The sequence below is a fragment of the Nocardia wallacei genome (assembly GCF_014466955.1).
GTDB lineage: Bacteria > Actinomycetota > Actinomycetes > Mycobacteriales > Mycobacteriaceae > Nocardia > Nocardia wallacei.
Map to the genome: position 1 here is coordinate 4,198,253 of NZ_AP023396.1, position 25,832 is coordinate 4,224,084.

Genomic DNA, 25,832 nt, shown 5'->3' on the forward strand with positions numbered 1-25,832 from the left:
AGTGCGCGCGGTCAGGAACCGCTGTCGGACTGCAGGATGTGGCGGATGAGCGCCTCCTGATCCATCTCGTCGATCCGGACGGCGCCGCGCTGCGCCACCGCCTGCCGCTGCTCGGCTGCCAGACCCACGAGCGTGTCGAGAATGCCCGCGGCCCGGAACCGCTCGATCGGCACCGACCGCAACGCCCGGCGCAGGGCGTCGTCGTCGACCACCGGCTCCGAGCGGGCGGGGGTGCTCGGGCCGAGTTGCTCGGCCAGATGCGCGGCCAGCGCGCTCGGTGTCGGGTAGTCGAAGACGGCGGTGGTCGAAAGGCGCAGGCCGGTCACGTTCTTGATGCGGTTGCGCACTTCCACCGCGCTCAGCGAGTCGAACCCCATCTCCTCGAATTTCTGGCCGGGATCGATCGCGCCGGATCCGCTGTGGCCCAGCACGATCGCGATCTCGGCCCGGACCGCGTCGAGCACCAGGCGCTGCCGCTCGGGTTCGGGGGTGCGCCGCAGACGCTGTGCGAGTTCGCCACCGGAGCGGACCGGTGCGCGCGCGGGCACCAGCCCGCCGAGTATCGGCGGGAGCTGCCCGGCGTGTGCCTGCGCGCGCAGGACGGCCGGGTCGAAGGGGGCGGCCAGCACGGCCGCGGCGCCGGTGCGCACGGCGGCATCGAACATGGCCAGGCCTTCGGCGGTGGACATCGCCACCAGCCCGTCCCGCTCGACGCGGGCCAGATCGAGGTCGCCGAGCCGCTCGGTCATGCCGCCGTCCTGCTGCCACAATCCCCACGCGATCGACTGCGCGGCCAGGCCCCGGGCGCGCCGCCATACGGCCAGGGCGTCGAGGAAGGTGTTGGCGGCGGCGTAGTTCGCCTGTCCCGGGCCGCCGAGCACACCGGCCTCCGACGAGAACAGCACGAACAGCCGCAGATCCAGGTCCCGCGTCGCCTCGTGCAGCCGCCAGGCGCCGACGGCCTTCGGCGCGAGCACCGCCTCCAGCTGTTGCGGCGACAACGCACCGACGAGACCGTTCGCCGCGACGCCCGCGGCGTGCACGATACCGGCCAGCGGATGCTCGGGAGCGACTCTCGTGATCAGCTCGCGGACCGCGACCGGATCGGAGACGTCGCACGCGGCCACGTCCACCACCGCGCCGGTATCCTCCAGGCGCCGAACGAGTTCCGTCGCGCCCGGCGCCGCGGTTCCGCGCCGGCTCGCCAGCAGCAGTCGCCGCGCACCCCAGTGCTCGGCCAGGTGGCGGGCCAGCACCGCACCCAATCCGCCGGTGCCGCCGGTGATCAGCACCGTGCCGTCCCGCAGGTCCGGTGGCGGTGCGGTCGAGTCGCCGGGCAGGCGCGTCACCCGCGGCACGTGGGCGGCCCCGTCACGCAGCAGGACCTGCGGTTCGCCGGGCGCGAGGACAGCCTCCACATCGATGTCGCCGGACGGCACGTCGGCCAGCACGATGCGGCCCGGATCCTCCGACTGCGCCGAGCGCACCAGTCCCCACACCGCCGCCGCGGCGAGGTCGCGCACGTTCTCGCCCACCGCGCCGCCGGTGGCGATCACGAGGGTGCTCGACGCGTACCGGTCCTCGGACAACCAGGCCCGCACCACGGCGAGCACGCCGGATACCTTCTCGCGCAAGGATTCCGGGACGTCCGCGGCGGGCTCGCCGGACCGGCAGTCCAGCAGCACCACGGGCGGAACCTGTGGCAGCCGCGCGACCTCGGGCCAGTGCGCCCACGGCCGAGCGGCCCGGCCGACGGCCGCCTCCGCGGGCACCCACCGCACTTCGGCCAGCCGGTCCCGGGCGTCCGCGGCGCCCAGTTGCTCCGCCGAGATCGGACGCCATCGCAACGTGCCGACCGTCAGCACCACCCGGCCCGACTCGTCGGTGCCCACCAGCGAGACCGCGTCGGCTCCGGTGAATGTCATGCGCACGCGCACCGCGGGCACACCCGGTTCGACGACCGAGACGTCCTCCCACCCGAACGGCAGCAGCACGTCGCCGGCGCCGCGGTCGGCCAGGAACGCGTGCAGCAGCGCGTGCAGGGCGGCGTCCAGCAGGGCCGGGTGTAGCGCGAAATCGGCTGCCTCACCGCGCATTTCGGCAGGCAGCGCGGCCTCTCCGAAGATCTCGCCGGAGCGCCGCCAGGCGCCGGTCAGCCCGCGGAACGACGGCCCGTACTCGAACCCCCACTCGGCCAGGCGGGCGTATCCGTCCGCTGTCTCGATCGGGTCGGCCGCGGCCGGGGGCCATCGGCCCGACTCGCCCGGGTCGGGTGCCGCCGCGCGCTCCCGCGCGAGCACGCCCTGGGCGTGAGTGGTCCAGTTCTGCCCGTGCGCCGCCCGCGAATGCACCGAGATCGTCCGCTCGCCCGCCTCGTCCGGCGCACCGACCAGTACCTGCACCTGCCGCGGCGCGTCGTCCGGGAACACCAGTGGCACTTGCAGCGTCAGCTCCCGCACGGTCGCGCATCCGGCCTCCGCGGCGGCGCGCAGCGCCAATTCGAGGAATCCGGTGCCCGGCAGCAGCACGGTCGCACCGACCACATGGTCGCGCAGCCAACCGGGCGAGTCGGGCGCGAGCCGGCCGGTGAGCGTGAAGCCCGCCGAATCCGGGTGCGGCACCACCGCGCCCAGCATCGGATGGGCGGCAGCGTCCAGTCCGGCCGCGGCGGTGTCGCCCGGTCGGGCTCCGGCGTCGGCGAGCCAGTACCGGCCGGTGGCGAACGCGTAGGTGGGCAGCGGCACCCGTCGCGCTCCGGTGCCGTCGAAGACCGCCTTCCACCGGACGTCCGCACCGGCTTCGAACACCGTGCCCACGGCCGCGAGCACAGCCTCGGCCTCCGGCCGCTGCCGCCGCAGCGTGGGGACGGCGACGACATCCGGGCGCCGCACCGATTCCTGGACCGCCGCGGCCGAACCGGCGTCCGGCCCGAGCTCGAGGAACCTGGTCACCCCGGCGTCCTCGAGGAATCGGATGCCGTCGGCGAAACGCACCGGTTCCCGGGCGTGGCGGACCCAGTATCGCGCGGACCCGTAATCCGCATCGGCCGGTGCGCCGGTCACATTCGACACCAGCGGGATCCTCGGCGGCCTCGGCGTCAGATGCGCCGCGGCCCGCTCGAACTCGGCGAGTATCGGTTCCATCGACTCGGAGTGGAAGGCGTGCGACACGGCGAGGCTCCTGGTGCGGAAACCCTGCTCCCGCAACCAGATCACGACCTGCTGCACGGCGTGGTCGACACCGGAGACCACCACCGCTCGGGGCCCGTTCACCGCGGCGATATCCACGCCGTCGCCCACGAACGGGCGTACCTCGGATTCCGCGGCCCGCACCGCCACCATCGACCCGCCCGGCGGCAGCGACCGCATCAGGCGGCCCCGGACCGCGACCAGCCCGGCCGCCTCGTCGAGGGTCAGTACTCCCGCCACGTGCGCGGCGGCGATCTCGCCCACCGAGTGCCCCATCACCAGGTCCGGTGTCACACCCCAGGTTTCGAGCAGCCGGTACAGCGCCACCTCGACCGCGAACAGCGACGCTTGGGCCTGGTCGGTGCGCTCCAGGTCCGCCGCGCTCGAACCCCACACGACGCCCTGGGTCGGAAGATCGTGAGCCGCCAGCGCGGCCGTCACCTCGTCCCACGCCGTGGCGAACGCCGGAAACGCCTCGTACAGTTCGCGTCCCATGCCGAGTCGCTGCGCTCCCTGCCCGGCGAAGACGAACGCCGTCTTGCCCGCCACCGGACCGGGGCCCGCGCTGCCGACCCCCGCCAGCTTCGCGAGCAGCGTGTCGCGGTCGGCACCGGTCACCACCGCGCGGTGCTCGAACACCGTCCGGTGCGCCAGCGACCAGCCGACCGACGCCGGGTCCGAATCGGCTCGCGCGGTGAGGAATTCGCGCAGCCTGTGCGCCTGTGCGGCCAGCGCCTCCGGGCCGGGACCCGAGACCACCCACGCCGTCGCCCGCGAGGGTGTCGGCGGCGGCTCCGCGACCGGATCGGCCGGGGGCGCCTGCTCGACGATCACGTGCGCGTTCGTGCCGCTGATGCCGAACGCCGACACACTCGCCCGCCACGGGCGGTCCACGACGGGCCAGGGCCGGGCTCCGGTCAGCAGTTCGACCGCACCCGCGGACCAATCCACGTGCGGCGACGGCTCGTCCACGTGCACGGTGCGCGGCAGCACCCCGTGCCGCAGCGCCAGCACCATCTTGATGACACCCGCTACGCCCGCCGCGGCCTGGGTGTGACCCAGATTCGATTTGACCGAGCCCAGCCACAGCGGCCTACCCGCCGGTCGCCGCTGCCCGTAGGTCGCCAGTAGCGCCTGTGCCTCGACCGGGTCGCCGAGCGTCGTGCCGGTGCCGTGCGCCTCGACCGCGTCCACCTCCGTGGCGTCCAGGCCCGACGCGGCCAGCGCCGCGCGCACCACCCGCTGCTGCGCGGGCCCGTTCGGGGCGGTCAGGCCGTTGGACGCGCCGTCCGAGTTGACGGCCGAGCCGCGGACGACCGCGAGCACCGCGTGCCCGTGGCGGTGTGCGTCCGAAAGCCGCTCCAGCACAAGCACACCCACGCCCTCCGACCAGCCCACGCCGTCGGCCGCGGCGGCGAACGACTTGCAGCGGCCGTCCGGCGCCAGGCCGCGCTGCCGGGAGAACTCCAGGAACAGCCACGGCGAACCCATCACCGTCACCCCGCCCACCAGCGCCAGCCCACACTCGCCGGACCGCAGCGACCGACCGGCCTGATGCAGCGCCACCAGCGACGAGGAGCACGCCGTGTCGACCGAGATCGTCGGCCCGTGCGACCCCAGGAAGTACGCGATCCGGCCCGAGGCCACGCTCAGCGCGCTGCCCGTCAGCCGATAGCCTTCGCTGTCGCCGCCGGAGGCGTGCAGCCGGGGCCCGTAGTCCTGGCCGTATATCCCGACGAAGACCCCGGTGTCGCTGCCGCGCAACGACTTCGGATCGATGCCCGCGGTCTCGAGCGCCTCCCACGACACCTCGAGCAGCTGCCGCTGCTGCGGATCCATGCCGGTCGCCTCGCGCGGGCTGACCCCGAAGAAGCGCGCGTCGAATTCCGCGGCCCCGTCGAGAAATCCGCCCCGCCGCACCGCGGATTTGCCTCGCGCGTCGGGGTCCGGGTCGAACAGCCCGTCCAGATCCCAGCCGCGATCCGTTGGGAAGTCGCCGACCACATCGCGCCCCTCGGTGAGGACCTCCCACAGCTGTTCGGGTGATCGGATGCCGCCGGGGAACCGGCAGGCCATCCCGACGATCGCGAGCGGCTCGTCGGTCACCACCGCGGCGTACGCGCGGGCCGTATCCGCTTCGCCCGCGACCAGATTCGCGATGCGCCGCCCCAGTTCGGCCGGGGTGGGGTAGTCGAACACGGCGCTGGACGGCAACGGCACGCCGATGCGTGCGCTGAGCCTGGTGACCAGGTCGACGGCCGTCGCCGAGGCCAGGCCCGCGGCCTTGAACGGCCGCTCGGGCACGATCGCGTCGGTGTCGGGATGTCCGAGCAGGCTCGCCGCCTCGCGGCACACGATGCCGATGTAGTCGTCCGGTTCGGCTGGTGCGGTTTCCTCCGGCGCGATCCGGGGCCCGGTTGCCGCCGGGGCGGGCGCGGGCGCCGCCGCCGACGTGTCCGGCCAGTACCGCCGCCGTTGGAATGCATACGGCGGCAATTCGATTCGCCGCCCCCTTCCGGCCGTCGCGGCGAGCGCGCCCGGCCAGTCGACACCGCCGCCACCGACGAACACCCGCGCCGCCGACTCCAGCAGCCGGCCGAGCCCGCCCTCCGCACGCGACAGCGACCCGACGGCCGAGACCCCGAGGGTCACCGACTCCGCCACGATGTCCTGCACACTGCCCACCAGGACCGGGTGCGGGCTCGACTCGAGAAACACCCGATGCCCCTCGCCCAGCAGCGTGGCGACGGCCGCGTCGAATCGCACCGGCTCCCGGAGGTTCCGGAACCAGTACGCCGCACCGAGTTCGGCGCCGTCGAGCCGCCGGTTCTCGACGGTGGAATGGAACGGCACCGTTCCCGGGCGCGGGTCGACGCCGTCCAGCTCCGCGAGCAGCCGGTCTCGGACGGCGTCGACGTGCTCGCTGTGCGAGCCGTACCCGACCGGCAGCAGCTGGGTACGGATTCGCGCGGCGGCACATTCGCGTGCCAAGGCGGTCAGGGCGGTCACCGCGCCGCTCACCACCACCTGGCGCGGACCGTTGACCGCGGCTATCTCGAGCTCGCGGCCGTCCAGGCGCCGCCGCAGCCGCGCCTCGGACTCCGCGACCGACAGCATGCCGCCACCGCGCGGCAACCGCTGCAGCAGAGCCGATCTGCGCGCCACCACCCGCGCCGCGTCGGCCAGGGACAAGATGCCCGCCACATGCGCCGCGGCGATCTCACCCTGGGAGTGCCCGATCACCACCGCGGGTTCGACACCCCACGATCGCCACACCGCCGCGAGCGAGACCATCATCGAGAACAATGCCGGTTGCAGCACATCGTCGCGCTCGGCGGTCGATTCCTCGGCGCGCCCGGCCAGCACGTCGAGCAGCGACCAGTCGGCGAGCGGCCGGAACGCCTCGTGGCAGCGGGCGATCGAGTCCGCGAACACCGGTGAGGTCGCCAGCAATGCGCGCGCCATGCCGAGCCACTGCGAACCCTGTCCGGGAAATACGAACACCGCGCCGGACGCCCGCGCCGGGCGGGCGGCGGTGACGACCGTCTCGCCGGGCTCCCCGGCGGCCATGCCGCGCAGTGCCGCGGCCAACTCGTTGCGGTCCGCGCCCAGCACCACCGCGCGATGCTCGAAGGCCGTCCGGGTGGTGGCCAGCGACCAGCCGATATCCACCGGATCCGGTCCCGGCGCGCCGTCGACGACCTCGAGCAACCGGGCCGCCTGTCCGCGCAGGGCGGTGGCCGATCGCGCGGACAGCGGCCAGGCGATCGGCGCGCCGCGCCGACGCCGCGCGGGCGGCTCGGGCGCGCCCACCGGTTCCGGCGCGGACAGCACCAGGTGGCAGTTCGTCCCGCCGATGCCGAACGCGCTGACGCCCGCCACCCGCGCCCGATCGTGGTCGGGCCAGTCGCCGAGCCGGTCCTGGACCCGCAGGTGCCACTGCGCCATGGGAATTCGGGGATTGGGTTCGGCGTAGTTCAGGCTCGCCGGGATTCGGCCGTGCTCGAGCGCCAGCACCGTCTTGATCATCCCGAGGACACCGGCCGCGCCCTCGAGATGCCCGATATTGGTCTTGACCGAGCCGACCCGCAGCGGTGTCGCCGCGGTACGTCCGGCGCCGAGCACCCGCGCGAGCGCGGCCGCCTCGACCGGGTCCCCGACTCGCGTTCCGGTACCGTGCAATTCGACGTAACCGACCCGATCCGGTGCTATGCCCGCGCGCGCGTAGGCCGCCCGCAGCACCTCGGCCTGCCCGTCGATGCTCGGCGTGGTCAGGCCGAGGGTGGCCCCGTCGTTGTTGACCGCGCCGCCCCGGACCACGGCGCGAATCGGGTCGCCGTCGCGTATCGCCGCCGACAGCGGCTTCAACACGACGATGCCGCCGCCCTCCCCCCGCACGAACCCGTCGGCGCGGGAATCGAAGGTGTGGCACCGGCCGCGGGCCGACAGCGCGCCGAGCCGCTCCAGCGACAGCCCGGTCTCGGAGAGCAGGTTCAGGTGCACACCGCCCGCGATCGCGTGGTCGCAGCCGCCCGACCGCAGGCTCTCGCACGCCAGCTGCACGGCGACCAGCGACGACGACTGCGCGGAATCGACGGCCAGGCTCGGCCCGCCCAGACCGAGGGCATACGACACCCGGTTCGCGATCAGCCCGCGACTGGTGCCGGTGAGTGTGTGCGCCCCGACCGCGGTGTCGCCGAGCCTCGACAGAACCGTCGCGAAGTCACCGCCCGAGGCGCCGACGAAAACCCCGGTCCGCCCGCCCCGCAGACGATCCGGCACGATGCCCGCCGACTCGAGGGCCTCCCAGCTCAGTTCCAGGGCCAAGCGCTGCTGCGGGTCGGTCGCCGCGGCCTCGCGCGGCGACATCCCGAAGAAGTCCGCGTCGAACTCCGCGGCGTCGGGCAGGTAGGACCCGCGGCGCAGGCCGGGCGGCAGCGGCGCGGCGCCGGACCGGCGATCGGCCGGTGTGTCGCCGAGGGTGTCGCGGCCGTCCACCAGCAACCGCCAGAACTCCTGCGGCGTCCGGGCGCGCGGCACCCGGCACGCCATACCGATCACGGCGATGTCGTCGCGGTCGGTCACCGGCGTCGCGGCAGTAGTGGTCTCCATCGCCTCGCGCTCCCCGGGTCGTGAGTGGGCACCGGGCCGGTCCCCCAATGAACAATATCCGATCGGCGGAAGAATGTGATCCCTTCTTCGGCGGCGGCGCGGCGACATTGTCGGATCGACACGGACCGATTGCGTCAATACCCTTGCGGTACAATGGCTTCCGTGGCCGACGAGCGGTTCCGGACCGAGCATTTGCGCGCACGGGCACCCGCGCACCGGCATCCGCATCTATGATGCCGACAATGCATTCTTCGGAGGCAGGCGAGCAATCTTCGGTCCCGGTCCGGCGAAGGGAAGGTCACCCTGATGGCACTACGTCCCGAGCACCTGCGGTCGATCCGCGAGTTCGTCGCCGAGGAGCTGACACCTCAGCAGGAGTACCTGGACTCGTTCGCCGACGCGCCGTTGCCCCTGTACGAGCGGTTCCACAAGACCGGACTGGCGAACTGGTGGCTCGCGCAGGATCTCGGCGGCCTCGGCCTCGGCCTCGCCGACAGCGTCGACATCGTGTCCGAACTGGCGTACGGGGACGCGGGCGCGGCGTTCACCCTGTTCGTGTCGATCCTCGGCACCAGCATCGTGGAGCTGTACGGCTCGCCGGACCTGCGCACCACCTACCTCGAACCGATGGCCCGCAACGGCACGTTCTGCGCCACCGTCGGCAGCGAGGAGGAGGCGGGCAGCGAACTGTCGCGGATCACCACCACCGCCACGCGGCACGGCGACGAGGTCGTACTCACCGGCGAGAAGTACTTCTCCACCAATGCCGGGTTCGCCGATTTCGCCATTGTCGTCGCCCGCTCCGAGGAGGCCGCCGACGGATACCTCGCCGTGCTGGTACCACGCGACACTCCGGGGTTGCGGGTGGTGCGGCGCTGGGAAATGATCGGCCTCCGGTCGTCGGGCACCTATCAGCTGAGCCTGCGGGACTGCCGGGTGCCGGCGGCGAATGTGCTCGCGGGACACGGATTACGACTGCTGGAGTTCGGCCTCAATGCCAGCCGGATCCTCATCGCCGCGACCGCGGTCGGCATCGCCCGCCGCATCCGCGACCTGAGCATGGAGTACGGCAGGCACAAACACGTCCGCGGTGAACCGCTCACCGCCAATGCGGTCTTCGCCGCCAAGCTCGGCCAGATGGAAACCTGGATCGAGGTGATGCGCAATCAGTGCCTGGCCGCCGCGCGCGAATACGACACGCTCATGGCGACCCCGGACGCGGCGGCCGAATTCCGCCGCCGGGGCTCGCTGCGCTCGGCCTTGACGACCAAGCTGTTCTGCGGCCAGACCGGCTGGTCGATCGCCGGCACGGGCTCGGAGATGTTCGGCGGCCTGGGCTACACCACCGGATCGAACATCGGCAAGCTGGTCCGCGACATGCGCTATATCGCAATCGTCGAAGGCGGCGAGGACGTCCTGCGCGACATTGTGTACAGCCGGTACGTGGTCCCGCCGACCAAACGGATCTGAGATACGGAGGCACATTGCAAAGAATTTTCAGCTGCCGTGGGCCGTGACGAAACGGCAACAACGCCACTTCGCTTTCGCCACAGCGGGGTAGCGCCGTGGCAACGTCGCGCGATTAACGAAGCAGTCCCCGAGACCCGATGATTATCCGCACTTGCCGTCCACATTTCCCCCGCATTGCGGACCATCGGCCCTCGCACCGGTCACCCCGGCGATGTGAGGTGCACCGCAATCCGCGGCCCGGGGATCGGGAGCGGAACGACGAGATTCTTCGTCGATCGGCTCGGGCCGGTTGCATTTCGACAATGCGCGCGTTTACCATGTCCTGCACAAGGGTGTCCAACCTCCGTGAAAGGACTCTGGTGGCAAAAAAAGTCATCACAAAGACTGTCGTTACCGACGATTTCGACGGGAACGAAATCCAGGATGGGCACGCTCTCGAGGTCAAGATCAGCATCGCAGGCGCGGAGTACCGGTTGGATCTGCGCCCGGAGAACGTCGACAAGTTCCGCGCGCACATCCGCAAATGGCTCGAGGCCGCCCAGTCCGGTGGCGCGGAGCCGGAGGCACCCGCCGAGCGCCGCGCCGCCCCCGCACGGCGCACCGGCCGGCCGACCACCAAGCGCGGCAGCCGCCGCAAGGGCCCGTCGCCGCGGCGGCCGCGGGAGGAGATCCAGGCCGTCCGCGAGTGGGCGCTCGCGCACGGGTTCGAGGTCTCGCCGCGCGGGCGCATCTCCAACGAGGTACACGACGCTTTCAAGGCCGCGCACTGAGCGCGAGCATTCGTCATTTTCGGACATTTCCGATTATTCGGGCACCGAGAACGGTGCTCCGTACCGGGCGACGTGGGCGACCAGGGGCATCGGCGAGCCGATGCCCCTGAAACTGACGGCACCCGCGCGGTCCGTCGCCGCGCTCGGAACCTGAGCTTCGTCGTCGCGAGCCGGCGACCGCAACCACCAGCGCCACAACGTATTTCGCCGATCACGCGGGGCCCGGCCGCGGTCGTCGGACCGGCGGTCCACGGCCGTAGTGAGCCGCCACAGAACGTTGACAGGGCCTTCGTACGCAGGCATCATCTCCCTAACCACACCAGTCCGTTTCCGAGGAGCCCGCGGAGCCGACACAGCATTGTGTAGGCAACCCACCGATGCGTCCCGAATGGACCCACACCCTTGGTTTACTGCCATATGTACGACGTATATGATCGAGTTCTGACCTTTGCGGGGGGAGCAAGCATTGCGCAATCAATCATCTTCGCGCCGGGACGAAGTGGTAGCCAAGGTCAGGCAAATCGCAATCAACACACTTCTCGGCCTCGGGGTGATCGTCGCACCGGCCGCCTCGCTGGAACTGGTGGCGGTCGACGGCACCCGGTATTACTTGAAGACATTATTGTCCAAGTGCCAGCAGGAGCCCGACACCCGGTGGCCGCACATCGTCTACGACCACTTCACCGCCGCCGGCGTCTGCGCACCGCCCCAGCCCGCCCGGGATCCGGTCGCCGACCACATTCGCGTCCAGGTGGCGCCGCCCCACACCGCCGGTCAGCGTAGCCCGAAGCTGTTGCACGCCAAGCCGATTGCCTCCGATATCGACACGGCGGTGCCGCTGGCGGGGTTACTCCTGCACCCCTCCGGCCCCGAGCCGAGCACCGGCGAGACCGCCGTGGGCGGCCGGGATGCCGAGGAGTTGTGGACCCTCGCCTCGGCCAATACCGCGGCCGAGCCGATCGATCATCGAAACAGGTTGGAACGCAACGATATCGTCATCGATGTGCTGGAAGGTGAATCGCCGTTCGTCGCGTCGAAGATCGCCGTCATGTCCTACCTGGTCACCAGCGAGATCGGCCCGGCGCCCTACGGGGTGCTGATCGCCATCCCCGATCAGCACATGATCGCATTCCACCGATTGAGCAGCGCGGCAAACGCGTTGTTCACCGGCTACCTGCTGATCGACTTCGCCGGTCATTTCGCCGAGCGCGGCCGCGCGCCGGTGTCGCGAGAGATTTTCTACTGGTACGACGGGCAAATGCAGCAGCTGACCCGCACCGACCGCAAGGGCGTCACCGATCTGCACATCACCGGCGCGTTCGAGCAGGTGTATCGCGAGATGCCCTGAGCGGCGGCGGTCAGCTCCCCGCCGGGCCGCCGGGGAGCCGCTCCCCGAACGCCCGGGCGTAGATGTCCTCGCCGTGGCTGGTGGCCTCGGGGGCGCCCGCGGCCACCCGATAGGTGCGCCGGCAGTCGGAAGCGCGCTGGGCCCGCAGGAACAGATCGGTGTCCCGCCCGCCGGCGTGCCGCTGCCGGACGAGTCGTAGAGATGGGTCGCCAGAACGACCTTCGCGCCGGAGTCGAGCAGGGCCGACATGATCGGGTCGGCGATCGCCGCGGCCTCGCGGTCGTCGGTGGAGGCGAAAGGCTCGTTGCACAGCAGCATTCCGCCCGGCCGCAGGACCTCGGTGACCTCTCGCATGCGGGTCAGTTCCTCGTCCAGCCGCCCGTGTTCCATATCCGGATCCTCGGCGCGCACGAAATGCGTGAACACACCGTTGCGCAGGTCCGCGGTGAAGGCAGAGGCCGTGACGAACATACCGGCCTGCATCATCAGCCGTGCCGTGCCGACGCTGCGCAGGAAGGTCGACTTGCCGCCGCTGTTCGCGCCGCTGACCACGAAGAATGTCACCCCGGCCGCATCCACGTCGTTGCCGACCACGCGGTCCGACGCCAGGCACAGCGCGGCGTCGCGCAGGTCGTCGCACCGCAATGTCGGTGTGCCCGGCACCGGTACCGGATAGCAGATCGGCGTGCGCGTCCGGCCGAGCCGTTCTCGCAGATTCAGGCAGCCGAGGTAGAAGGCCAGCTCGGTGCGCAGGTACCGGAAGAAGTCCTGCACATTGTCGGTCGCTCCCGCGACCATGCTCATCACCTCCGGTCCCGGCTCCGCGAGTTCGTCCAAGAATGTCACGTACAATGCGGCGGCGCCGCGATCGACAATTCGGCGTACCACGTCGCCGCCGATCCGCAGCGCGTCGGCGGCCGCTGTGGTGCTGAAGCTTTCGTTCAGGAAACGATGCTGTGCGGGGTGACGGCAGCCATGATGTCGCGCATCCGCAGCAGTTCCTGCGCCAGTGCGCCGTCCGGATCGCTGATGTCGTCGTCGTGGACGAAATTGCGTGAACAATGCGTCCGGCAGCGGCGCTCGCGCCCGGGTGCCGGGCACCGGGCAGCCCAGCGCGGCCAGATGGAACAATTGCCCGAACGCCCGGGCGAAGGTGCTCTTGCCACCCTGGTCGGGGCCGGTGACGACGATGATCCGCTCCCGTCCCGGGAGCCGGAAATCGTTGCGCACCACAGTGCCCGACTTGCCGGCCAGCCGGACGGCCGGCGCGGCGTCATAGGTGTCCTCGGCGTGGATATCGGCGAACTCCGTGGTGACCTCGGGATAGCAGAACGGGGTCCCGTGTTCGGCGAGTTCGCGGACGAATCGAAGATAGTCGAGATAGAACCGCAGTTCGGCGTCGAATCGCGCGACCGCGGGCGCGATGAAATCGCGATGCCGTTCGGCGTGCTGTTCGAGCCTGCGGAACGCCCGGGGATGCTGTCCGGCGGCCAGCTCTCGATACGGCGCCGCGCCGACATGGTCGTGCAGCCAGTCGCGCAAACCGTTGGAACGCGACGGCAATGCGGCCAGCGCGCCGTCCAGCTCTTCGAGCGTCCGGCAGTAGACCGCCTCGTGCGCGCTTGCGCCTGTGGCCGTGAAGATTTGGTCAAGATTCAAATCGGTGCGGACATGCGGCGCTGTGTCGACCGCGTACGTTTCGTCGCCACCTCTCCACAGAATGCTCCGGAACTCGGCCAACGCTGCCCTCCCGACGGATGCCCCCAAACATAGCACGCACCCCACCGGCCCTCGGCGGCAAACGTGAACAATGCGCGGACCGGGCGGCGATCATTTCTCCGACCGGCCTGGCGCGGACCGATCGTCGGCGATACGACACTATGGGCGTATGACAGATATGCCTTCCATGTTCACGATCGACGACGACGGGCGGTACCTCCCGCAGAGCTGGGCGTACGGTCGGTGGGGGGCGGACATGCTCAGCGGCCCGGCGATCTGCGCCGCGGCGGCCCGCTCGCTCGAACGCGAGCACGGCCTGGCCGATTTCGTGCCGGTACGGTTCACCATCGATATGTTCAAGGCGGCCAAGGGCGCTCCGCTCGAGGTGCACACCGAGGTCGTGCGTTCCGGCCGGCGCATCCATATCGCCGCGGCCCGGGTGCGTCAGGGCGATGTCGAGGTGGCCGAGGCTCGTCTGGTGCAGTTGCGGGCCGCCGACGCGCCGCCCGGTGTCGAATGGCATTCCGAGCATCCGTTCGATCCGCCCGCCGACGCGGGCGTCGACTGGTGGTACCGCAGCGACCACGACTGGTCCACCGTCCTGGCCGACCACCAGAACTCCGGCCGCAAGAGCCTGTGGGCGGTCCCGCTGGGCGCGGTCGAGGGCGAGGAGCGCAGTCCCTTCGTGCAGGCCGTGGTCGCCGCGGAATCCACGAGCCTGGTGACCAATTGGGGTTCGCGGGGGATCGGCTACATCAACGCCGACCTCACCGTGGCGCTCGACCGCGTCCCCGTCGGCGACCGCATCGGCCTGCACGCCGAAACGCATCTGACGAGCAACGGCATCTCGGTCGGCACGGCCACCCTGTTCGACTCCCGCGGCCCCCTCGGCACCGGCATGGTCACCGCGGTCGCCAACGCCGCCGCGCAGATCGACTTCAGTCGTTCCTGACCGGCGCCACAGCGTCCCGCCGTGGCGGAGGTCACCCGGCGTGGCAGGAAAACCGCAGGCGAGGGCAGAATGAAGCGCGTGAGAGCCTGGCAGCCGATCCCCCATACCGACGATCGCTCCCCCGCGGACACGGGTCGGGTCACCATCGACGACGTTCGCGCGCTGCGCGAGCAGTTTCTCGATTTCATGCTCGGCTACAAGTTCGCGATCGACGAGATCACGACGAAGATCAATATCCTGCGCGAGGATTTCAACAGCACTCACGAGTACAACCCGATCGAGCATGTGGGATCACGGCTCAAGTCACCCGAGAGCGTGCTCGAGAAGGTGCAGCGCAAGAACTACGCGATGACTCTGGCGTCCATCCGGGAGAATGTGCTCGATATCGCCGGGGTGCGCGTGGTGTGCAGTTTCATCTCCGATATCGCGCAGATCAGGGACATGCTGATCGGGCAGGAGGACATCACCCTGCTGGAGGAGCGCGATTACATCACCCACCGCAAGCCGAACGGCTACCAGAGCCTGCATCTCATCGTGTCGATCCCGGTATTCCGCTCCAACCGCACCGAACGGATGCCGGTCGAAATCCAGATCCGCACCATCGCGATGGACTTCTGGGCCAGCCTGGAACACAAGATCTATTACAAGTATCGCGGCGAGGTCCCTCCGAACCTCCGCACCGACCTCACCCAGGCCGCCGCGGCAGCAGCCCAGCTGGACGAGAAAATGGAAGCCCTCCACCGCCAGGTCGACCACGCCGCCCGCCCCACGCCCCCCTCCCTCGACACACTCGACCTGAGCACCCTGTACCACAGCCTCGCCACCTCCCCCACCCGCCGAACCCCCTGACCGACCGACCTCAATCCCCCCGAACCCGACCGTGCAAATGCATATCGTGCCGCCCATCATCGTGCACCGCGGCACTACGCATAACCCCCTCCATCCGATAGCCGCATTTCACAGCAACCCGGCACGAACCCCGATTGCGCGTCGAATGCTCCAATTGCAGCCGATGGAAACCGATTTCGCCCAGTGCCCAGCTACTGAGCGCCGACAGCGCCCGCGACGCGACCCCACCGCCCCGCGCACCCGGAAGCACCCAGTACCCGATCCCGGCAACACCGTCGTCGAAATCCAAGCCCCGCATCGCAATCCGCCCCACCACCTCCCCACCGCCCCGCGCCACGGCCCAGTGCCCACCCACCTCTGCCCGCCAATCCCGTAGATATCCCTCGAACCATTCCAGAACCTGGTTCACACTCGAGGGCCGGCGCGTGTGCCACCGCCGGATCTCCCGATCCTGATAGGCGCCGAGGAATACCGCCGCATCAGCTGAATCCCAGGGGCGCAGCAGGAGGTCTCCGGCGGCGGAAAGCACGGGTTGCGGGGAGCCGCCGAGCACTCCGGCGGGGACTGTGGGCGGGGTCGACAAGGCACGGGTCACATCACCATGGTCGTCCGACGAGCCCTGCCCTCGTCAAGGGCGGCGGTTGGGCACGTCTGTTCGGCGCTCGCGAACGAGCGGGGATCCCACTCGGCGGGGTGCCAGGCGGGATCCCGTGTTGCCCAGTGCTTTCGGCTGTCCAACGGACCGGGCGAGCGGTGGCTCCTCGGTCATGACGAAGATGGGATTCGGCTACCAACGGCTACACGAACTATGGCCCGACATCGTGTACGTCTCGATGTCGGGCACGGGACACACGGGACCGCGCAGTGACTGGGTATCCTATGCCGAAGGAGAACCATGCGCGCGGCCCGGCTGCACGGTTTCGGCGTGGATTCCCGCAGTGCCGTCAGCGTTGCTTCGCCGCGCGCAGATCCAGCGCGATGTCGGTGATCAGGTCCTCCTGGCCGCCGACCAGTCCGCGCTCACCGACGGCCAGCAGGATGTCGCGGGTGTCGAGCCCGTACTGCTGTGCCGCCGCTTCGGCGTGGCGCAGGAAGCTGGAGTACACGCCCGCGAAACCGAGGGTCAGTGTCTCGCGGTCGACCTGCACCGGGCGGTCCTGCAGCGGGCGCACGATGTCGTCGGCGGCGTCCTGGAGGGCGAACAGGTCGCAGTTGTGCTTCCAGCCGGACAGGTCCGCGACCGCGGCGAAGGGCTCGATCGGGCAGTTGCCCGCGCCCGCGCCGTGCCCGGCCAGCGAGGCGTCCACGCGGATCGCTCCCTCCTCCACCGCCACAACGGAATTCGCGACCGACAGCGACAGATTCTGGTGCGCGTGGATACCGATCTGCGTCTCCGGGTCGAGGATGTCGCGGTAGGCGCGCACCCGCTCCCGCACCCCGGCCATGGTCAACCGGCCACCGGAGTCGGTGACGTAAACACAGTGCGCGCCATAGGATTCCATGAGTTCGGCCTGCTTGGCCAGCTCGGCAGGTCCGGACAGGTGCGACATCATCAGGAAGCCGCTGACGTCCATGCCGAGCTCGCGGGCGGTGCCGATGTGCTGGGCGGCCACGTCGGCCTCGGTGCAGTGCGTCGCCACCCGCACCGAGGTGACTCCGAGCGCGAAGGCCTGTTTCAGTTCCGCGACGGTGCCGACCCCGGGCAGCAGCAGTGTGGTCAGCTTCGCGCGGTGCACCACCGCGGCGGCCGCCTCGATCCATTCCCGGTCGGTGTTGCTGCCGGGACCGTAGGTGAGGCTGTGCCCGGCCAGGCCGTCGCCGTGGGTGACCTCGATGGCGTCGACCCCGGCGGCATCGAGGGCGGCGGCGATCCGGGCCACGTGCTCCGGGCTGATCCGGTGCCGCATGGCGTGCATGCCGTCGCGCAGGGTGACGTCCTGGATGTAGAGCGGGGCGCCGTCGGTGGCATTCGGGCGGGTGGTCGTCTGGGTCATCGGGCCGTCTCCAGGAGCATGTTGTCGGCGATCTTCTCCGCGACCCGCAAGGCCGCGGAGGTCATGATGTCGAGATTGCCGGCGTAGGCGGGCAGGTAGTGCGCGGCGCCCTCGACCTCGAGGAACACCGACACCTGCCACAGACCGGGCCCCGTGTCGACGCCGCCGGTGAGGGTGGCGACCGACTCGGCGTCGTCCAGCTTCCTGAACTGCACGTCCTGCTTGAGCCGGTACCCCGGAACGTAGGCCGCGACCGCGTCGACCATGTCCCGCACGGACTTTCGGATCGCCGCCTGGTCCGGGTCGGTGACCAGGGTCAGCACGGTGTCGCGCATGATCAGCGGCGGCTCGGCCGGATTGAGCACGATGATGGCCTTGCCGTGCGCGGCGCCCCCGACCCGCACGATCGCCTCGGAGGTGGTCTCGGTGAACTCGTCGATATTGGCCCGTGTCCCCGGGCCCGCGGATTTGGCGGCGATGGAGGCCACGATCTCCGCGTAGTGCACCGGGGTGACCGCGGCGACGGCGGCGACGATCGGGATCGTCGCCTGTCCCCCGCAGGTCACCATGTTCACGATCGGGGCGTCGAGGTGCTCGTCCAGATTGACGGCGGGCACCACGAACGGCCCGATGGCCGCGGGCGTGAGGTCGATGAGCCGCTTGCCGTAGGGCCGCAGCGCCTCCTCGTTGGCCAGGTGCGCCTTGGCCGAGGTGGAGTCGAAAACGATTCGGATGTCGTCGAATTCGGGATGGGCGATGAGCCCCCGCACCCCCGTGTCGATGGCGCTGACGCCCAGCCTGCGCGCGCGGGCGAGCCCGTCCGAGGCCGGGTCGATGCCGACGAGCGCGGCGATCTCGACGTGCTGGGCGACGCGGAGGAGTTTGATGACGAGGTCGGTGCCGATATTGCCCGATCCGATGACCGCGGCCTTGATCCGGCTCATGGTGTCCTGCTTTCGGGTGAGGGGTCAGTCCGTGAAAGTGGCGGTGACCGAACCTATTCCGGAGATGTGGGCCCGGTAGGTAGCGCCCGGTGTCACCGGTGCCATCGGGCCCAGCGCGCCGGAGAGGATGACCTCGCCCGCGCGCAACGGGGATCCGAACACGCAGCAGGTGTTGGCCAGCCAGGCCAGCGCCTCCCACGGGCTGCCCAGGCAGTCCGCGCCGCGGCCGGTCGAGATCTGTTCGCCGCCGGAGGTCATGGTCATGGTGACCGCGACGAGGTCGGGGGCGGCGGCGGTCGGCAGCGAGTCGCCCAGCACATACAGCCCGGAGGAGGCGTTGTCGGCCACCGTGTCGGCGAATCCGATGTCCCAGTCGGCGATTCGGCTGTCGACGATCTCGAACGCCGCGTGCACCCGCTCCACGAAATGCGGCGCCTCGGCGGCGGTGATCGGGTCGAGAATGTCACCGGAGAGGGTGAAGGCGATCTCGGCCTCGATCCGGGGCTGCAGCAGTCTGCCGAGGTCGACCTTGTCGTCGCCGGTGCAGTCGAAATCGTCGAGCAGGACACCGAAATCGGGCTGTGCCACGCCGAGCTGGCGCTGCACGGCCGGAGAGGTCAGGCCGATCTTGCGCCCGACGCGGGTGCGGCCACCGGCGAGCAGCGCGTCGATATTTCGCTGCTGGATCTCGTAGGCGGCGTCGAGGTCGTCCGGCCCGATCAGGTCACGGATCGGCGCGCACGGGGTCCGGGTGGCCGCCGCTGCCGCGAGTCGTTCGGCGGCTGCGCCGATCGTGTGGGGTTGCACCGTCGTCATGCCACGCACGCTATGGCCGGGAATCCGCCGCGAATAGGATGTGTCCCATGAAACGGGATGATTTGTCGCTGCTGCAGCGCTCGGCGCTGGTGCTCGACGCGTTTCCCGGTGGTACCGCCCTGTCGCTGGCCGAGGTCACCGCCCGCACCGGGCTGCCGCGCTCGACCACACATCGGGTGCTGAGCGGTCTGGTCGAGCTGGGCTGGCTGACGCGCACGGGCAGCGAATACGAACTCGGCCTGGCCTTGTTCGAGCTCGGCGAGCGGGTCGGGCTGAAGTACCGGCTGCGTTCGGCGGCGCTGCCGTTCATGCAGGATCTCTACGCGGTGACCGGGCAGACCGTGCACCTGGCGGTCCGCGACGGCCAGGACGCGGTCTACGTCGAGAAGATCCATGGGCACGCCGCGCTGCCGCTGCCCTCACAGATCGGCGGGCGGCTGCCGTTGACGTGCACCGCGGTCGGCAAGGCGCTGCTGGCACCGGAGGAGCCGGAGGTCCGCGCCTACGTCCTGGGCTTGCCGCTGCGCAGCTACACCGGCAATTCCATCACCGACCCGGCGCACCTGGCCCGCGAGCTCGAGGCCGTGCGCCGGACCGGTGTCGCGATCGAGCGGGAGGAGGCGGCTCCGGGCGGCTGCTGTCTGGCCGCGCCGGTGCTGCTGGCCGGGCGGCCGATCGCGGCCCTGTCGGTGTCGGTGCCCACCGACAGCTTCCGGCCCGAGTTGCTCGCGCCCGCGGTCCGCACCGCCGCGCTGGCGCTGGGCCGGACGCTGTCACGTACCCCGGCCGATCGTGCGGCCGCGAAGGTCACCTCGTAGCGCGCAACGGCGCGCCGACGTGGTGGAGATGCCGCAACGCCTCGCGGTAGGACGCGATGAGGCCCGTTTCGTGGTATGGCACACCGATTTCCGCGCAGTAGTCGCGGACGATCACCTGGGCGTGCCGCAGATTCGGCGTCGGCATGCTCGGGAACAGGTGATGCTCGATCTGATAGTTGAGCCCGCCCAGGGCGAAGTCGGTCAGCCTGCCGCCGCGCACATTGCGGGAGGTCAGCACCTGTCGCCGGAGGAAGTCGGGGCGATCGTCGCCGGTCAGGGTCGGCATGCCCTTGTGATTCGGGGCGAAGATGCACCCCATGTACAGACCGAACAGCGCCTGATGCACGGCGATGAACGCCAGGGCTTTGTCGGCGGGCAGCACGGCGAACAACGCGGCCAGATAGCCGATGACATGACCGAAGAGCAGCGCGCCCTCCAGTGCGCGGTGCTTGACGGACCGGTCCCGGAGCGCACGGGCGCCGGCCAGATGGAGATTCAGCCCTTCCAGCATCAGCAGGGGGAAGAACAGGTACGCCTGGGCCCGCCCGAGGAGCCGGGGCAGGCCGCGGCTCGCCCGCGCCTGTCGCTGCGACCAGACCAGAATGTCCGGTGCGACATCGGGATCGAGCTCCTCGTGGTTCGGATTGGCATGATGGCGGGTGTGCTTGTCCTGCCACCAGCCGTAGGCCAGCCCGATCCCCGCATTGCCGACCACGCGGCCCACGATCTCCGTCGGCCGCCGCAACCGGAAGACCTGCCGGTGCGCCACATCGTGCATGACGAGCGCGACCTGCGCGCCGACCACCGCCATGAACACCGCGACCAGCAAGGTCCACCACGAGTCGCCGACCAGAACGAATGCCGCCCAACTCGCCACGAACGCGGCCGCGACCAGGCCGAGCCGGATCGCGTAATAGCGGGGACGCCGCTGCAAGAGTCCGGCGTCGGAGATCCGGCGCAACAGGCGGGAGTAATCGCCGTCGCGCCCCCGCGCTCGTGGTGCTGACTGTGGAACCAGGGCCGACGTTGTCATGAGTCTCCGAATCCGTTGAAGCCGCGCGATGTTCGCGATTTCGACGCTATCGGCAGTTTTCTCGTTCGACGTAGTCCCTCGGTACGGGCGGGAGTAGAACCGTGGGGGGACAACCGGCCCTGCCGCACCTACGAACCGCCAACGTCATCGGGCGTGCCATCGTGATCATGCCCAGCTGTCCCGGCCGCAGTCGTACCGCGTCGTCGCATTGTGACAGCCCGATGCCGCCGGACAGCGGGATCACCAGCCGGGCGCTGCGGTCGTCGTCCGCCCGGATGTGCCGTGCCGACCGCTGGTAACGGATGCGCTTGGAGGACAATCGACCAGCTGGAAATCCCCGGTTGCGCATCGACGAGGCGTTGCACCCGCGTGGTGCGTCGAAGTCGCGTCGCGATCGCGGCCCGGATCCCGAGCTGGCCCGGCGCCTTCGTGCGGTCGCGGTCCGTACCCGGCGCCGGTATGTTCACGCCATGACGCACTACCGGCGGTGGCGCGGTTCGGTTCTCGGGCTGTGTGTGGTCACGCTGACCGCCACAGGCTGCATCGGCGCGGTGGATCGCGCCGATTTCGAGGAGCTCGTGCAGGCGCGCGGGGGCGGCCTGGTCACGGCGTTGCCCGGCGACGCGATCGGTGCGCTGCAGCGGCGGTTGGGCACGGCCGATCTCGAAGCGAGCGTGATCCTGCTGGCCGCGCCGAATTCGTCCCGCTTCCAGTTCGTCATGCTGGACCAGCCTCCGCAGGTCACCGCGGCACTGAACAGCGGGGGCGCGTTGTCGGGTCGTTATCCGGTGGCGCGCTTGCGAATTCGCGTTCCGCAGGCGCCGGACCAGCTCGACGACTACACGTTCGCGCTCGAGACCCTCAGCGAACCCACACCGGTGCAGGCGTTCGCGGGCGATCTGAACGGCACCACCTTCGCGATCGACCAGGTGCCCGCGCTGCGGCGGGTCGAGGAGATCGTGGACACGTCGGTCGCCCACAGCGGGCTCGACGATGCGCACGTGTCGGCGCTGCTGGTGCACCGATCCGGACGCGATGTGCTCGTCACGGTGAATGTCGTCGCGCCCCGCGGCGTGACCGTGCTCCAGTTCGACCACGCCGGAACCCTGCTCCGCGTACAGCGGGCCTGACCATGGCCAAACCCTTCGCACTCCTGAGCGGTCTCGTGCCCGGTGTGTTCGGCTTCAGCATCCTGCTCTCCGTGGCCTGGCCCGGCGAGATCGCCTTGACCGCACCCCTGTTCTGCGCGGACCCGTATCGGGAGCCGATCGTCGTGTCCGACACCTTCCACGACTCCGAGGGCACATCCACGAATTTCACCCTCCATTGCGTCGGCGACCGCGGCGAACTCACCGACGAAGGCTTCATGCTCCCGTGGCTCACCTTGGTAGCCGCCCATACCGCCCTCGCCCTCCTCCTCACCCTCAGCATCCCCCTCATCCACCGCACCACCACCGCACACCAACCCCCCGAGACCCCCCGAATCGGCACCGAACTCTGACCACGCACACCCGCCAACGGCGTCAGCCCCACACCCTTCACCGACTCGACCGTTCCACATGCGGCATGGTCGGACTTCCACATCGACGACAGCACCGCCCGCCGGCGAATCGGCGACGGGCGAGCCACCGTCATCGCCCCCGGCACGGCACCGGCCGACGCCGAACTGCGCTCCGGCTCCGCGCACCTGCGGGACTACCTGTCCCGCATCGGATTCCCCGCACGGAACCGGCCGACGCCCACGTCGGCTGACCGACCCTCTCGGGCCAGCCGCTCGCGTGCGACGGATCTAGGACCGGGCGGGTTCGGGGGTGACGTCGAGAATCCAGGTGATGCCGAAGCGGTCGGTCAGCATGCCGAAGGCCGGCGCCCACCGGGCGGGACCGAACGACTCGACCACCGTCGCGCCGTCGGCGAGGCGTTCCCACAGCGCACCGACTTCCTCCACGGACTCGCCGCGCACCGAAAGGAAGAACGGCTCCTCGGTGAAGGTGGCGCCGTTCTCGCGGCGGGTGGTGGGTGCGCCCGTGGCGCCGGGCTGCTCGCGGCCGGGCACGTCGTAGGCCATGACCTCGAATCCGTCGTCGGCGACGACCTGGCCGAAGGCCACCTTGCCGGAGTCGGGCGCCGCAGCGGGCATCCCGAAGTCGCCGTAGGTGACGATGGTGAGCTGGCCGCCGAATACCGTCCGGTAGAACTCCAGGGCCGCGCGAGCCCGACCGTGGAAGTTCAGATGGGCAACAGTGTTGATCGACATGGTGATCCGGTCCTTCACGAAAGTGGTTCGCGCCGGAGGATTCCGGCGACGAGATCCACACTGGCACCGGTACCGGACAGAGAATGTCCGCTACTCGTGACAGCATGAACCTCATGCCGTCCGCTTCCTCGACGTCGACCTCCCGCCGCCTGCTCGCGCTGCTGTCGCTGCTGCAGGTCCGGCGGGATTGGCCGGGAGGTCTGCTGGCCGAGCGGCTGCGCGTCAGCGAACGCACGGTGCGCCGCGATATCGACCGCCTGCGCGAACTGGGCTATCCGGTGCGGGCGGTCAAAGGGCCGGACGGTGGTTATCGGCTGGAAGCGGGCAGCGAACTCCCACCGCTGCTGTTCGACGACGAGCAGGCGGTCGCGCTCGCCGTGGCATTGCGGACCGCGGTCGGGACGGGAGCGGGAATCGAGGAGGCCGCCGCGCGAGCCTTGGCGACCGTGCGTCAGGTGCTGCCAACCCGCCTGCGCCGGCGCGTCGATGCCCTCGAGTTCACCGCGGTCAAATCGACCGGAATTCGCGCCGCTTCCCAGCCGACACCGACACCCTGCTCGCGCTCGGCGCCGCCATCCGATCCGGGGAGGAACTGCGGTTCGACTATGCGTCCCCGGCCCGGCCGCAGACCACCGAGCCGCGCCCGCCGCGGCGGGTGCAACCCCACCATCTCGTGGCTCGCGGCGGCTACTGGTATCTCGTGGGGTGGGACCCGCAGCGTGCGGACTGGCGGATCTACCGCGCCGACCGCATGACGCTCCGCATTCCCAACGGTCCCCGCTTCTCCCCGCGGCCCGTGCCGGACGGCGACGTCGCCGCGTTCCTCTCCGCTCGCTTCAAAGGCTCCCACAGCACCGACATCTGGCCGTGCAACGGCGAGGCGATCCTGAAACTTTCTGCCGCGCAAGTCCTTCCGTTCGCCGGAGACGGTGTGGTGGAGCCATACGGGCCCGACCGGACCAGACTCCTGCTCGGCTCCTGGTCCTGGGCCGCACTCGCGGCGACGCTGGCCCGTTTCGACACCGAGATCGAGGCCGTCGCCCCCCAGCAACTACGCGACGCCTTCGCCACCCTGTCCCGCCGCGCCGCCCGCGCCGCAGGACAATGCTGACCTCCGCGGGGCTCGAGCGCGTTTCTTCCGGCAGCCGGACACCGGCAACGCCGGATGCACGAACGAGCGGGGGCGAGCGCGCCGTGGCCGGTCAGGAGCTCGCCTGCATCGGCGCCAGGGCGGTGACATCCGCGAAGTCGGTCTCGTAGGTGTGGGCGACGAGGGCGGCCTGCAGGTGCCACAGGCCGTCGCCGCGGACCGGGTCGAAGCCGGTGTGTTTGGCGATGCCGCGCAACCGGTAGTCGAGGGTGTTCGGGTGGACGTGCAGCAGGTCGGCGGCGCGCTGGCGTTGCTGGCTGCTGGCGATGTACACGGCCAGGGTCTGCAGCAGTTCGGGCCGCGACCGCAGCGGGTCCATCAGCGCGGCCAGGCGCTGTCGCGCGGGACCAGGGCGCGAAATCTGGTACTCCAGAGCCAGATCCGCGAATCGGTAGAGGCGGGCGGGCCGGTGCAGCCGCTGCGCGAGCTCGAGCATTTCGTGCGTGCGATGCGCCGCCTCGGGAATCTCGCGCCGTTGGGCGTGCACCATCGTCGCCAGCAGTGGCACGCGGGCGGTGTTCTGCAGGCGCTCGAACAGCTCGACCGTGGCGGTGTCGCCGGTCTCCGGTTCGGGGATCAATACCGTGCCGCCCGTTTCGCTCAGGATGCCCAGGGGCGCGGCCGGGTCGGCGGCGAGTTCGGTGCGCAACCTGTGCAACCGGCGGCGAGCCTCGCCGCGGTCTCGCGCGAACCGGGCGGGCGGCTCCGGTGGGGACGTAATAGCAAGGGCGAGAACGGCATACGCCGAAGTGACACCACTCCCCCGCGCCATGACGGTGCTGGCCGACCCCGAGATCAACGCGGCGGCCAGCGCCTCGGACCCGGCGTGCCGGTCGACCGTGTTGGCCCGGATCTCGTGCAGGTAGGCGCGGGTGAACGCGGTGATGATGCGGTCGAGCACCTCGGCCAGCCGCTGACCCGCCAGCACCATCGTCTGACTGTCGGCACTGGTAGCGCGCCGCGACAGCAGCTCGAGCACGAACCGGAACCCGAGATGGGTGGCGTGCTGCACGGTTTCGAGCGCCACACCTTCCGCCGCCCAGTCGGCGATCTTGGTGCGCAGGGTGGCCGGGATCTCGTCCACCGGGCGGCCCTGCAGCGCCGCCGCGACCAGGCCCAGGCATCCCGCCACCACCTCCGCGGCCTCGCGCCGCACCACCCCACACGGCAACTTCGCCTCCGGCGGGGCGTCGTCGGCAGAACCGGTCACATGTCCCAGTACTTGCCGGGACAGATGCGGATTCCGGCGCAGGTGCGCGACGGCCGCGACCCCGGCAATCTCGAGTTCCTGCGGCGCACCCGGGATGCTCGTCGGCATCGACCTCAACCTCCGACCATGCTGGCCAACCATGTCAGCGATTACTGTAATTGTGAGTGACGTCCAACACAACCGTTGGCGGTTCTTCCGCTAG

Annotated in this window: 17 protein-coding genes and 5 pseudogenes; 12 read left to right on the forward strand and 10 right to left on the reverse strand. The window is 70.3% G+C overall.

Annotated elements, in window-relative coordinates:
• Positions 1-11: 11 nt before the first annotated feature.
• Positions 12-8,300, reverse strand: a complete 8,289-nt coding sequence (locus NWFMUON74_RS18445) for a type I polyketide synthase (protein WP_187683113.1) — start codon at positions 8,298-8,300, stop codon at positions 12-14.
• A gap of 306 nt (positions 8,301-8,606) precedes the next feature.
• Between NWFMUON74_RS18445 and NWFMUON74_RS18450 the strand changes: the two genes are divergently transcribed.
• The 3 genes from NWFMUON74_RS18450 (at position 8,607) to NWFMUON74_RS36140 (ending at position 11,888) form a co-directional block, all read left to right on the forward strand.
• The gene (locus tag NWFMUON74_RS18450; protein ID WP_187683114.1) at positions 8,607-9,770 is read left to right on the forward strand and encodes an acyl-CoA dehydrogenase family protein; all 1,164 of its coding nucleotides are present in this window, start codon (positions 8,607-8,609) and stop codon (positions 9,768-9,770) included.
• A gap of 359 nt (positions 9,771-10,129) precedes the next feature.
• Positions 10,130-10,540, forward strand: coding sequence for a histone-like nucleoid-structuring protein Lsr2 (locus NWFMUON74_RS18455; RefSeq protein ID WP_187683115.1), 411 nt, complete (start codon positions 10,130-10,132; stop codon positions 10,538-10,540).
• A gap of 550 nt (positions 10,541-11,090) precedes the next feature.
• Positions 11,091-11,888 carry a hypothetical protein gene (locus NWFMUON74_RS36140; protein WP_232110426.1) on the forward strand — a complete coding sequence of 266 codons (798 nt, stop codon included), beginning with the start codon at positions 11,091-11,093 and terminating at the stop codon, positions 11,886-11,888.
• Positions 11,889-12,143: 255 nt separating this feature from the next.
• On the opposite strand, the pseudogene NWFMUON74_RS36885 reads toward NWFMUON74_RS36140, so the two are convergent.
• Positions 12,144-12,692: pseudogene (locus NWFMUON74_RS36885) on the reverse strand (MutS-related protein); the annotation flags it as partial.
• A 1,084-nt stretch (positions 12,693-13,776) separates the two neighbouring features.
• On the opposite strand from NWFMUON74_RS36885, the gene NWFMUON74_RS18465 reads away from it, so the two are divergent.
• Complete coding sequence (locus NWFMUON74_RS18465) at positions 13,777-14,559, forward strand: acyl-CoA thioesterase domain-containing protein (RefSeq protein ID WP_187683117.1); 783 nt, start codon at positions 13,777-13,779, stop codon at positions 14,557-14,559.
• A 78-nt stretch (positions 14,560-14,637) separates the two neighbouring features.
• On the forward strand, positions 14,638-15,408 hold the full coding sequence (locus NWFMUON74_RS18470) for a GTP pyrophosphokinase (RefSeq protein WP_342213323.1): 771 nt from the start codon (positions 14,638-14,640) through the stop codon (positions 15,406-15,408).
• A 10-nt stretch (positions 15,409-15,418) separates the two neighbouring features.
• Here NWFMUON74_RS18470 and NWFMUON74_RS36890 read toward each other — a convergent pair whose 3' ends face one another.
• A complete protein-coding gene (locus tag NWFMUON74_RS36890; RefSeq protein ID WP_187683119.1) occupies positions 15,419-16,003 on the reverse strand; it encodes a GNAT family N-acetyltransferase in 585 nt (194 codons plus the stop codon).
• A gap of 172 nt (positions 16,004-16,175) precedes the next feature.
• Between NWFMUON74_RS36890 and NWFMUON74_RS36585 the strand changes: the two are divergent.
• Positions 16,176-16,277, forward strand: a pseudogene (locus NWFMUON74_RS36585) (CoA transferase); the annotation flags it as partial.
• A 75-nt stretch (positions 16,278-16,352) separates the two neighbouring features.
• On the opposite strand, the gene dmpG reads toward NWFMUON74_RS36585, so the two are convergent.
• Genes dmpG through NWFMUON74_RS18495 form a run of 3 tightly spaced genes read right to left on the reverse strand, consistent with a single transcriptional unit; the run spans position 16,353 to position 19,162 of the window.
• Positions 16,353-17,402 (reverse strand): 4-hydroxy-2-oxovalerate aldolase, encoded by a 1,050-nt coding sequence (gene dmpG, locus NWFMUON74_RS18485; RefSeq protein ID WP_187683120.1) that lies wholly within the window; start codon positions 17,400-17,402, stop codon positions 16,353-16,355.
• Positions 17,399-18,346: an acetaldehyde dehydrogenase (acetylating) gene (locus NWFMUON74_RS18490; protein ID WP_187683121.1), complete on the reverse strand. Its 948-nt coding sequence runs from the start codon at positions 18,344-18,346 to the stop codon at positions 17,399-17,401. The genes dmpG and NWFMUON74_RS18490 overlap by 4 nt, the downstream gene beginning before the upstream one ends.
• 24 nt (positions 18,347-18,370) lie before the next feature.
• The gene (locus NWFMUON74_RS18495) at positions 18,371-19,162 is read right to left on the reverse strand and encodes a 2-keto-4-pentenoate hydratase (RefSeq protein ID WP_187683122.1); all 792 of its coding nucleotides are present in this window, start codon (positions 19,160-19,162) and stop codon (positions 18,371-18,373) included.
• Positions 19,163-19,209: 47 nt separating this feature from the next.
• On the opposite strand from NWFMUON74_RS18495, the gene NWFMUON74_RS18500 reads away from it, so the two are divergent.
• The gene (locus NWFMUON74_RS18500) at positions 19,210-19,980 is read left to right on the forward strand and encodes an IclR family transcriptional regulator (RefSeq protein WP_187683123.1); all 771 of its coding nucleotides are present in this window, start codon (positions 19,210-19,212) and stop codon (positions 19,978-19,980) included.
• On the opposite strand, the gene NWFMUON74_RS18505 is transcribed toward NWFMUON74_RS18500, so the two are convergent.
• Together NWFMUON74_RS18505 and NWFMUON74_RS36895 are read right to left on the reverse strand one after the other, a co-directional pair.
• On the reverse strand, positions 19,970-21,013 hold the full coding sequence (locus NWFMUON74_RS18505; protein WP_187683124.1) for a fatty acid desaturase family protein: 1,044 nt from the start codon (positions 21,011-21,013) through the stop codon (positions 19,970-19,972). The genes NWFMUON74_RS18500 and NWFMUON74_RS18505 overlap by 11 nt on opposite strands.
• A 46-nt stretch (positions 21,014-21,059) precedes the next feature.
• Positions 21,060-21,371, reverse strand: a pseudogene (locus tag NWFMUON74_RS36895) (AraC-like ligand-binding domain-containing protein); the annotation flags it as partial.
• A 112-nt stretch (positions 21,372-21,483) separates the two neighbouring features.
• Between NWFMUON74_RS36895 and NWFMUON74_RS18515 the strand changes: the two are divergent.
• Both NWFMUON74_RS18515 and NWFMUON74_RS18520 read left to right on the forward strand, forming a co-directional pair.
• Entirely contained in the window at positions 21,484-22,143 is a 660-nt protein-coding gene (locus NWFMUON74_RS18515) for a hypothetical protein (protein ID WP_187683126.1), read from the forward strand.
• Between the two features lie 2 nt (positions 22,144-22,145).
• Positions 22,146-22,514: a hypothetical protein gene (locus NWFMUON74_RS18520; RefSeq protein WP_187683127.1), complete on the forward strand. Its 369-nt coding sequence runs from the start codon at positions 22,146-22,148 to the stop codon at positions 22,512-22,514.
• A 288-nt stretch (positions 22,515-22,802) separates the two neighbouring features.
• On the opposite strand, the gene NWFMUON74_RS18525 is transcribed toward NWFMUON74_RS18520, so the two are convergent.
• Complete coding sequence (locus NWFMUON74_RS18525) at positions 22,803-23,270, reverse strand: VOC family protein (protein WP_187683128.1); 468 nt, start codon at positions 23,268-23,270, stop codon at positions 22,803-22,805.
• A 113-nt stretch (positions 23,271-23,383) separates the two neighbouring features.
• Here NWFMUON74_RS18525 and NWFMUON74_RS36155 point away from each other — a divergent pair.
• The 3 genes and pseudogenes from NWFMUON74_RS36155 to NWFMUON74_RS37020 all read left to right on the forward strand — a co-directional run.
• A pseudogene (locus NWFMUON74_RS36155) lies at positions 23,384-23,524 on the forward strand (HTH domain-containing protein); the annotation flags it as partial.
• Positions 23,458-23,967, forward strand: a pseudogene (locus tag NWFMUON74_RS37015) (WYL domain-containing protein); the annotation flags it as partial. The pseudogenes NWFMUON74_RS36155 and NWFMUON74_RS37015, both read left to right, overlap by 67 nt.
• A 54-nt stretch (positions 23,968-24,021) precedes the next feature.
• A complete protein-coding gene (locus NWFMUON74_RS37020) occupies positions 24,022-24,381 on the forward strand; it encodes a hypothetical protein (protein ID WP_483414316.1) in 360 nt (119 codons plus the stop codon).
• A 91-nt stretch (positions 24,382-24,472) separates the two neighbouring features.
• Here the strand turns inward: NWFMUON74_RS37020 and NWFMUON74_RS18535 are convergent, their stop codons facing one another.
• Positions 24,473-25,738 carry a PucR family transcriptional regulator gene (locus NWFMUON74_RS18535; RefSeq protein WP_187683129.1) on the reverse strand — a complete coding sequence of 422 codons (1,266 nt, stop codon included), beginning with the start codon at positions 25,736-25,738 and terminating at the stop codon, positions 24,473-24,475.
• Between the last annotated feature and the right edge of the window lie 94 nt (positions 25,739-25,832).

Excerpts from the sequence above, each read along its gene's own strand:
- NWFMUON74_RS37020 (WP_483414316.1), top strand. The coding sequence starts at position 24,022 with ATGACGCTCCGCATTCCCAACGGTCCCCGCTTCTCCCCGCGGCCCGTG.
- NWFMUON74_RS18465 (WP_187683117.1), top strand. The coding sequence starts at position 13,777 with ATGACAGATATGCCTTCCATGTTCACGATCGACGACGACGGGCGGTAC.
- NWFMUON74_RS18450 (WP_187683114.1), top strand. The coding sequence starts at position 8,607 with ATGGCACTACGTCCCGAGCACCTGCGGTCGATCCGCGAGTTCGTCGCC.
- NWFMUON74_RS18505 (WP_187683124.1), bottom strand. The coding sequence starts at position 21,013 with ATGACAACGTCGGCCCTGGTTCCACAGTCAGCACCACGAGCGCGGGGG.
- NWFMUON74_RS18525 (WP_187683128.1), bottom strand. The coding sequence starts at position 23,270 with ATGTCGATCAACACTGTTGCCCATCTGAACTTCCACGGTCGGGCTCGC.
- NWFMUON74_RS18500 (WP_187683123.1), top strand. The coding sequence starts at position 19,210 with ATGAAACGGGATGATTTGTCGCTGCTGCAGCGCTCGGCGCTGGTGCTC.
- NWFMUON74_RS18490 (WP_187683121.1), bottom strand. The coding sequence starts at position 18,346 with ATGAGCCGGATCAAGGCCGCGGTCATCGGATCGGGCAATATCGGCACC.
- NWFMUON74_RS18520 (WP_187683127.1), top strand. The coding sequence starts at position 22,146 with ATGGCCAAACCCTTCGCACTCCTGAGCGGTCTCGTGCCCGGTGTGTTC.
- NWFMUON74_RS18495 (WP_187683122.1), bottom strand. The coding sequence starts at position 19,162 with ATGACGACGGTGCAACCCCACACGATCGGCGCAGCCGCCGAACGACTC.
- NWFMUON74_RS18515 (WP_187683126.1), top strand. The coding sequence starts at position 21,484 with ATGACGCACTACCGGCGGTGGCGCGGTTCGGTTCTCGGGCTGTGTGTG.
- dmpG (WP_187683120.1), bottom strand. The coding sequence starts at position 17,402 with ATGACCCAGACGACCACCCGCCCGAATGCCACCGACGGCGCCCCGCTC.
- NWFMUON74_RS18535 (WP_187683129.1), bottom strand. The coding sequence starts at position 25,738 with ATGCCGACGAGCATCCCGGGTGCGCCGCAGGAACTCGAGATTGCCGGG.
- NWFMUON74_RS18445 (WP_187683113.1), bottom strand. The coding sequence starts at position 8,300 with ATGGAGACCACTACTGCCGCGACGCCGGTGACCGACCGCGACGACATC.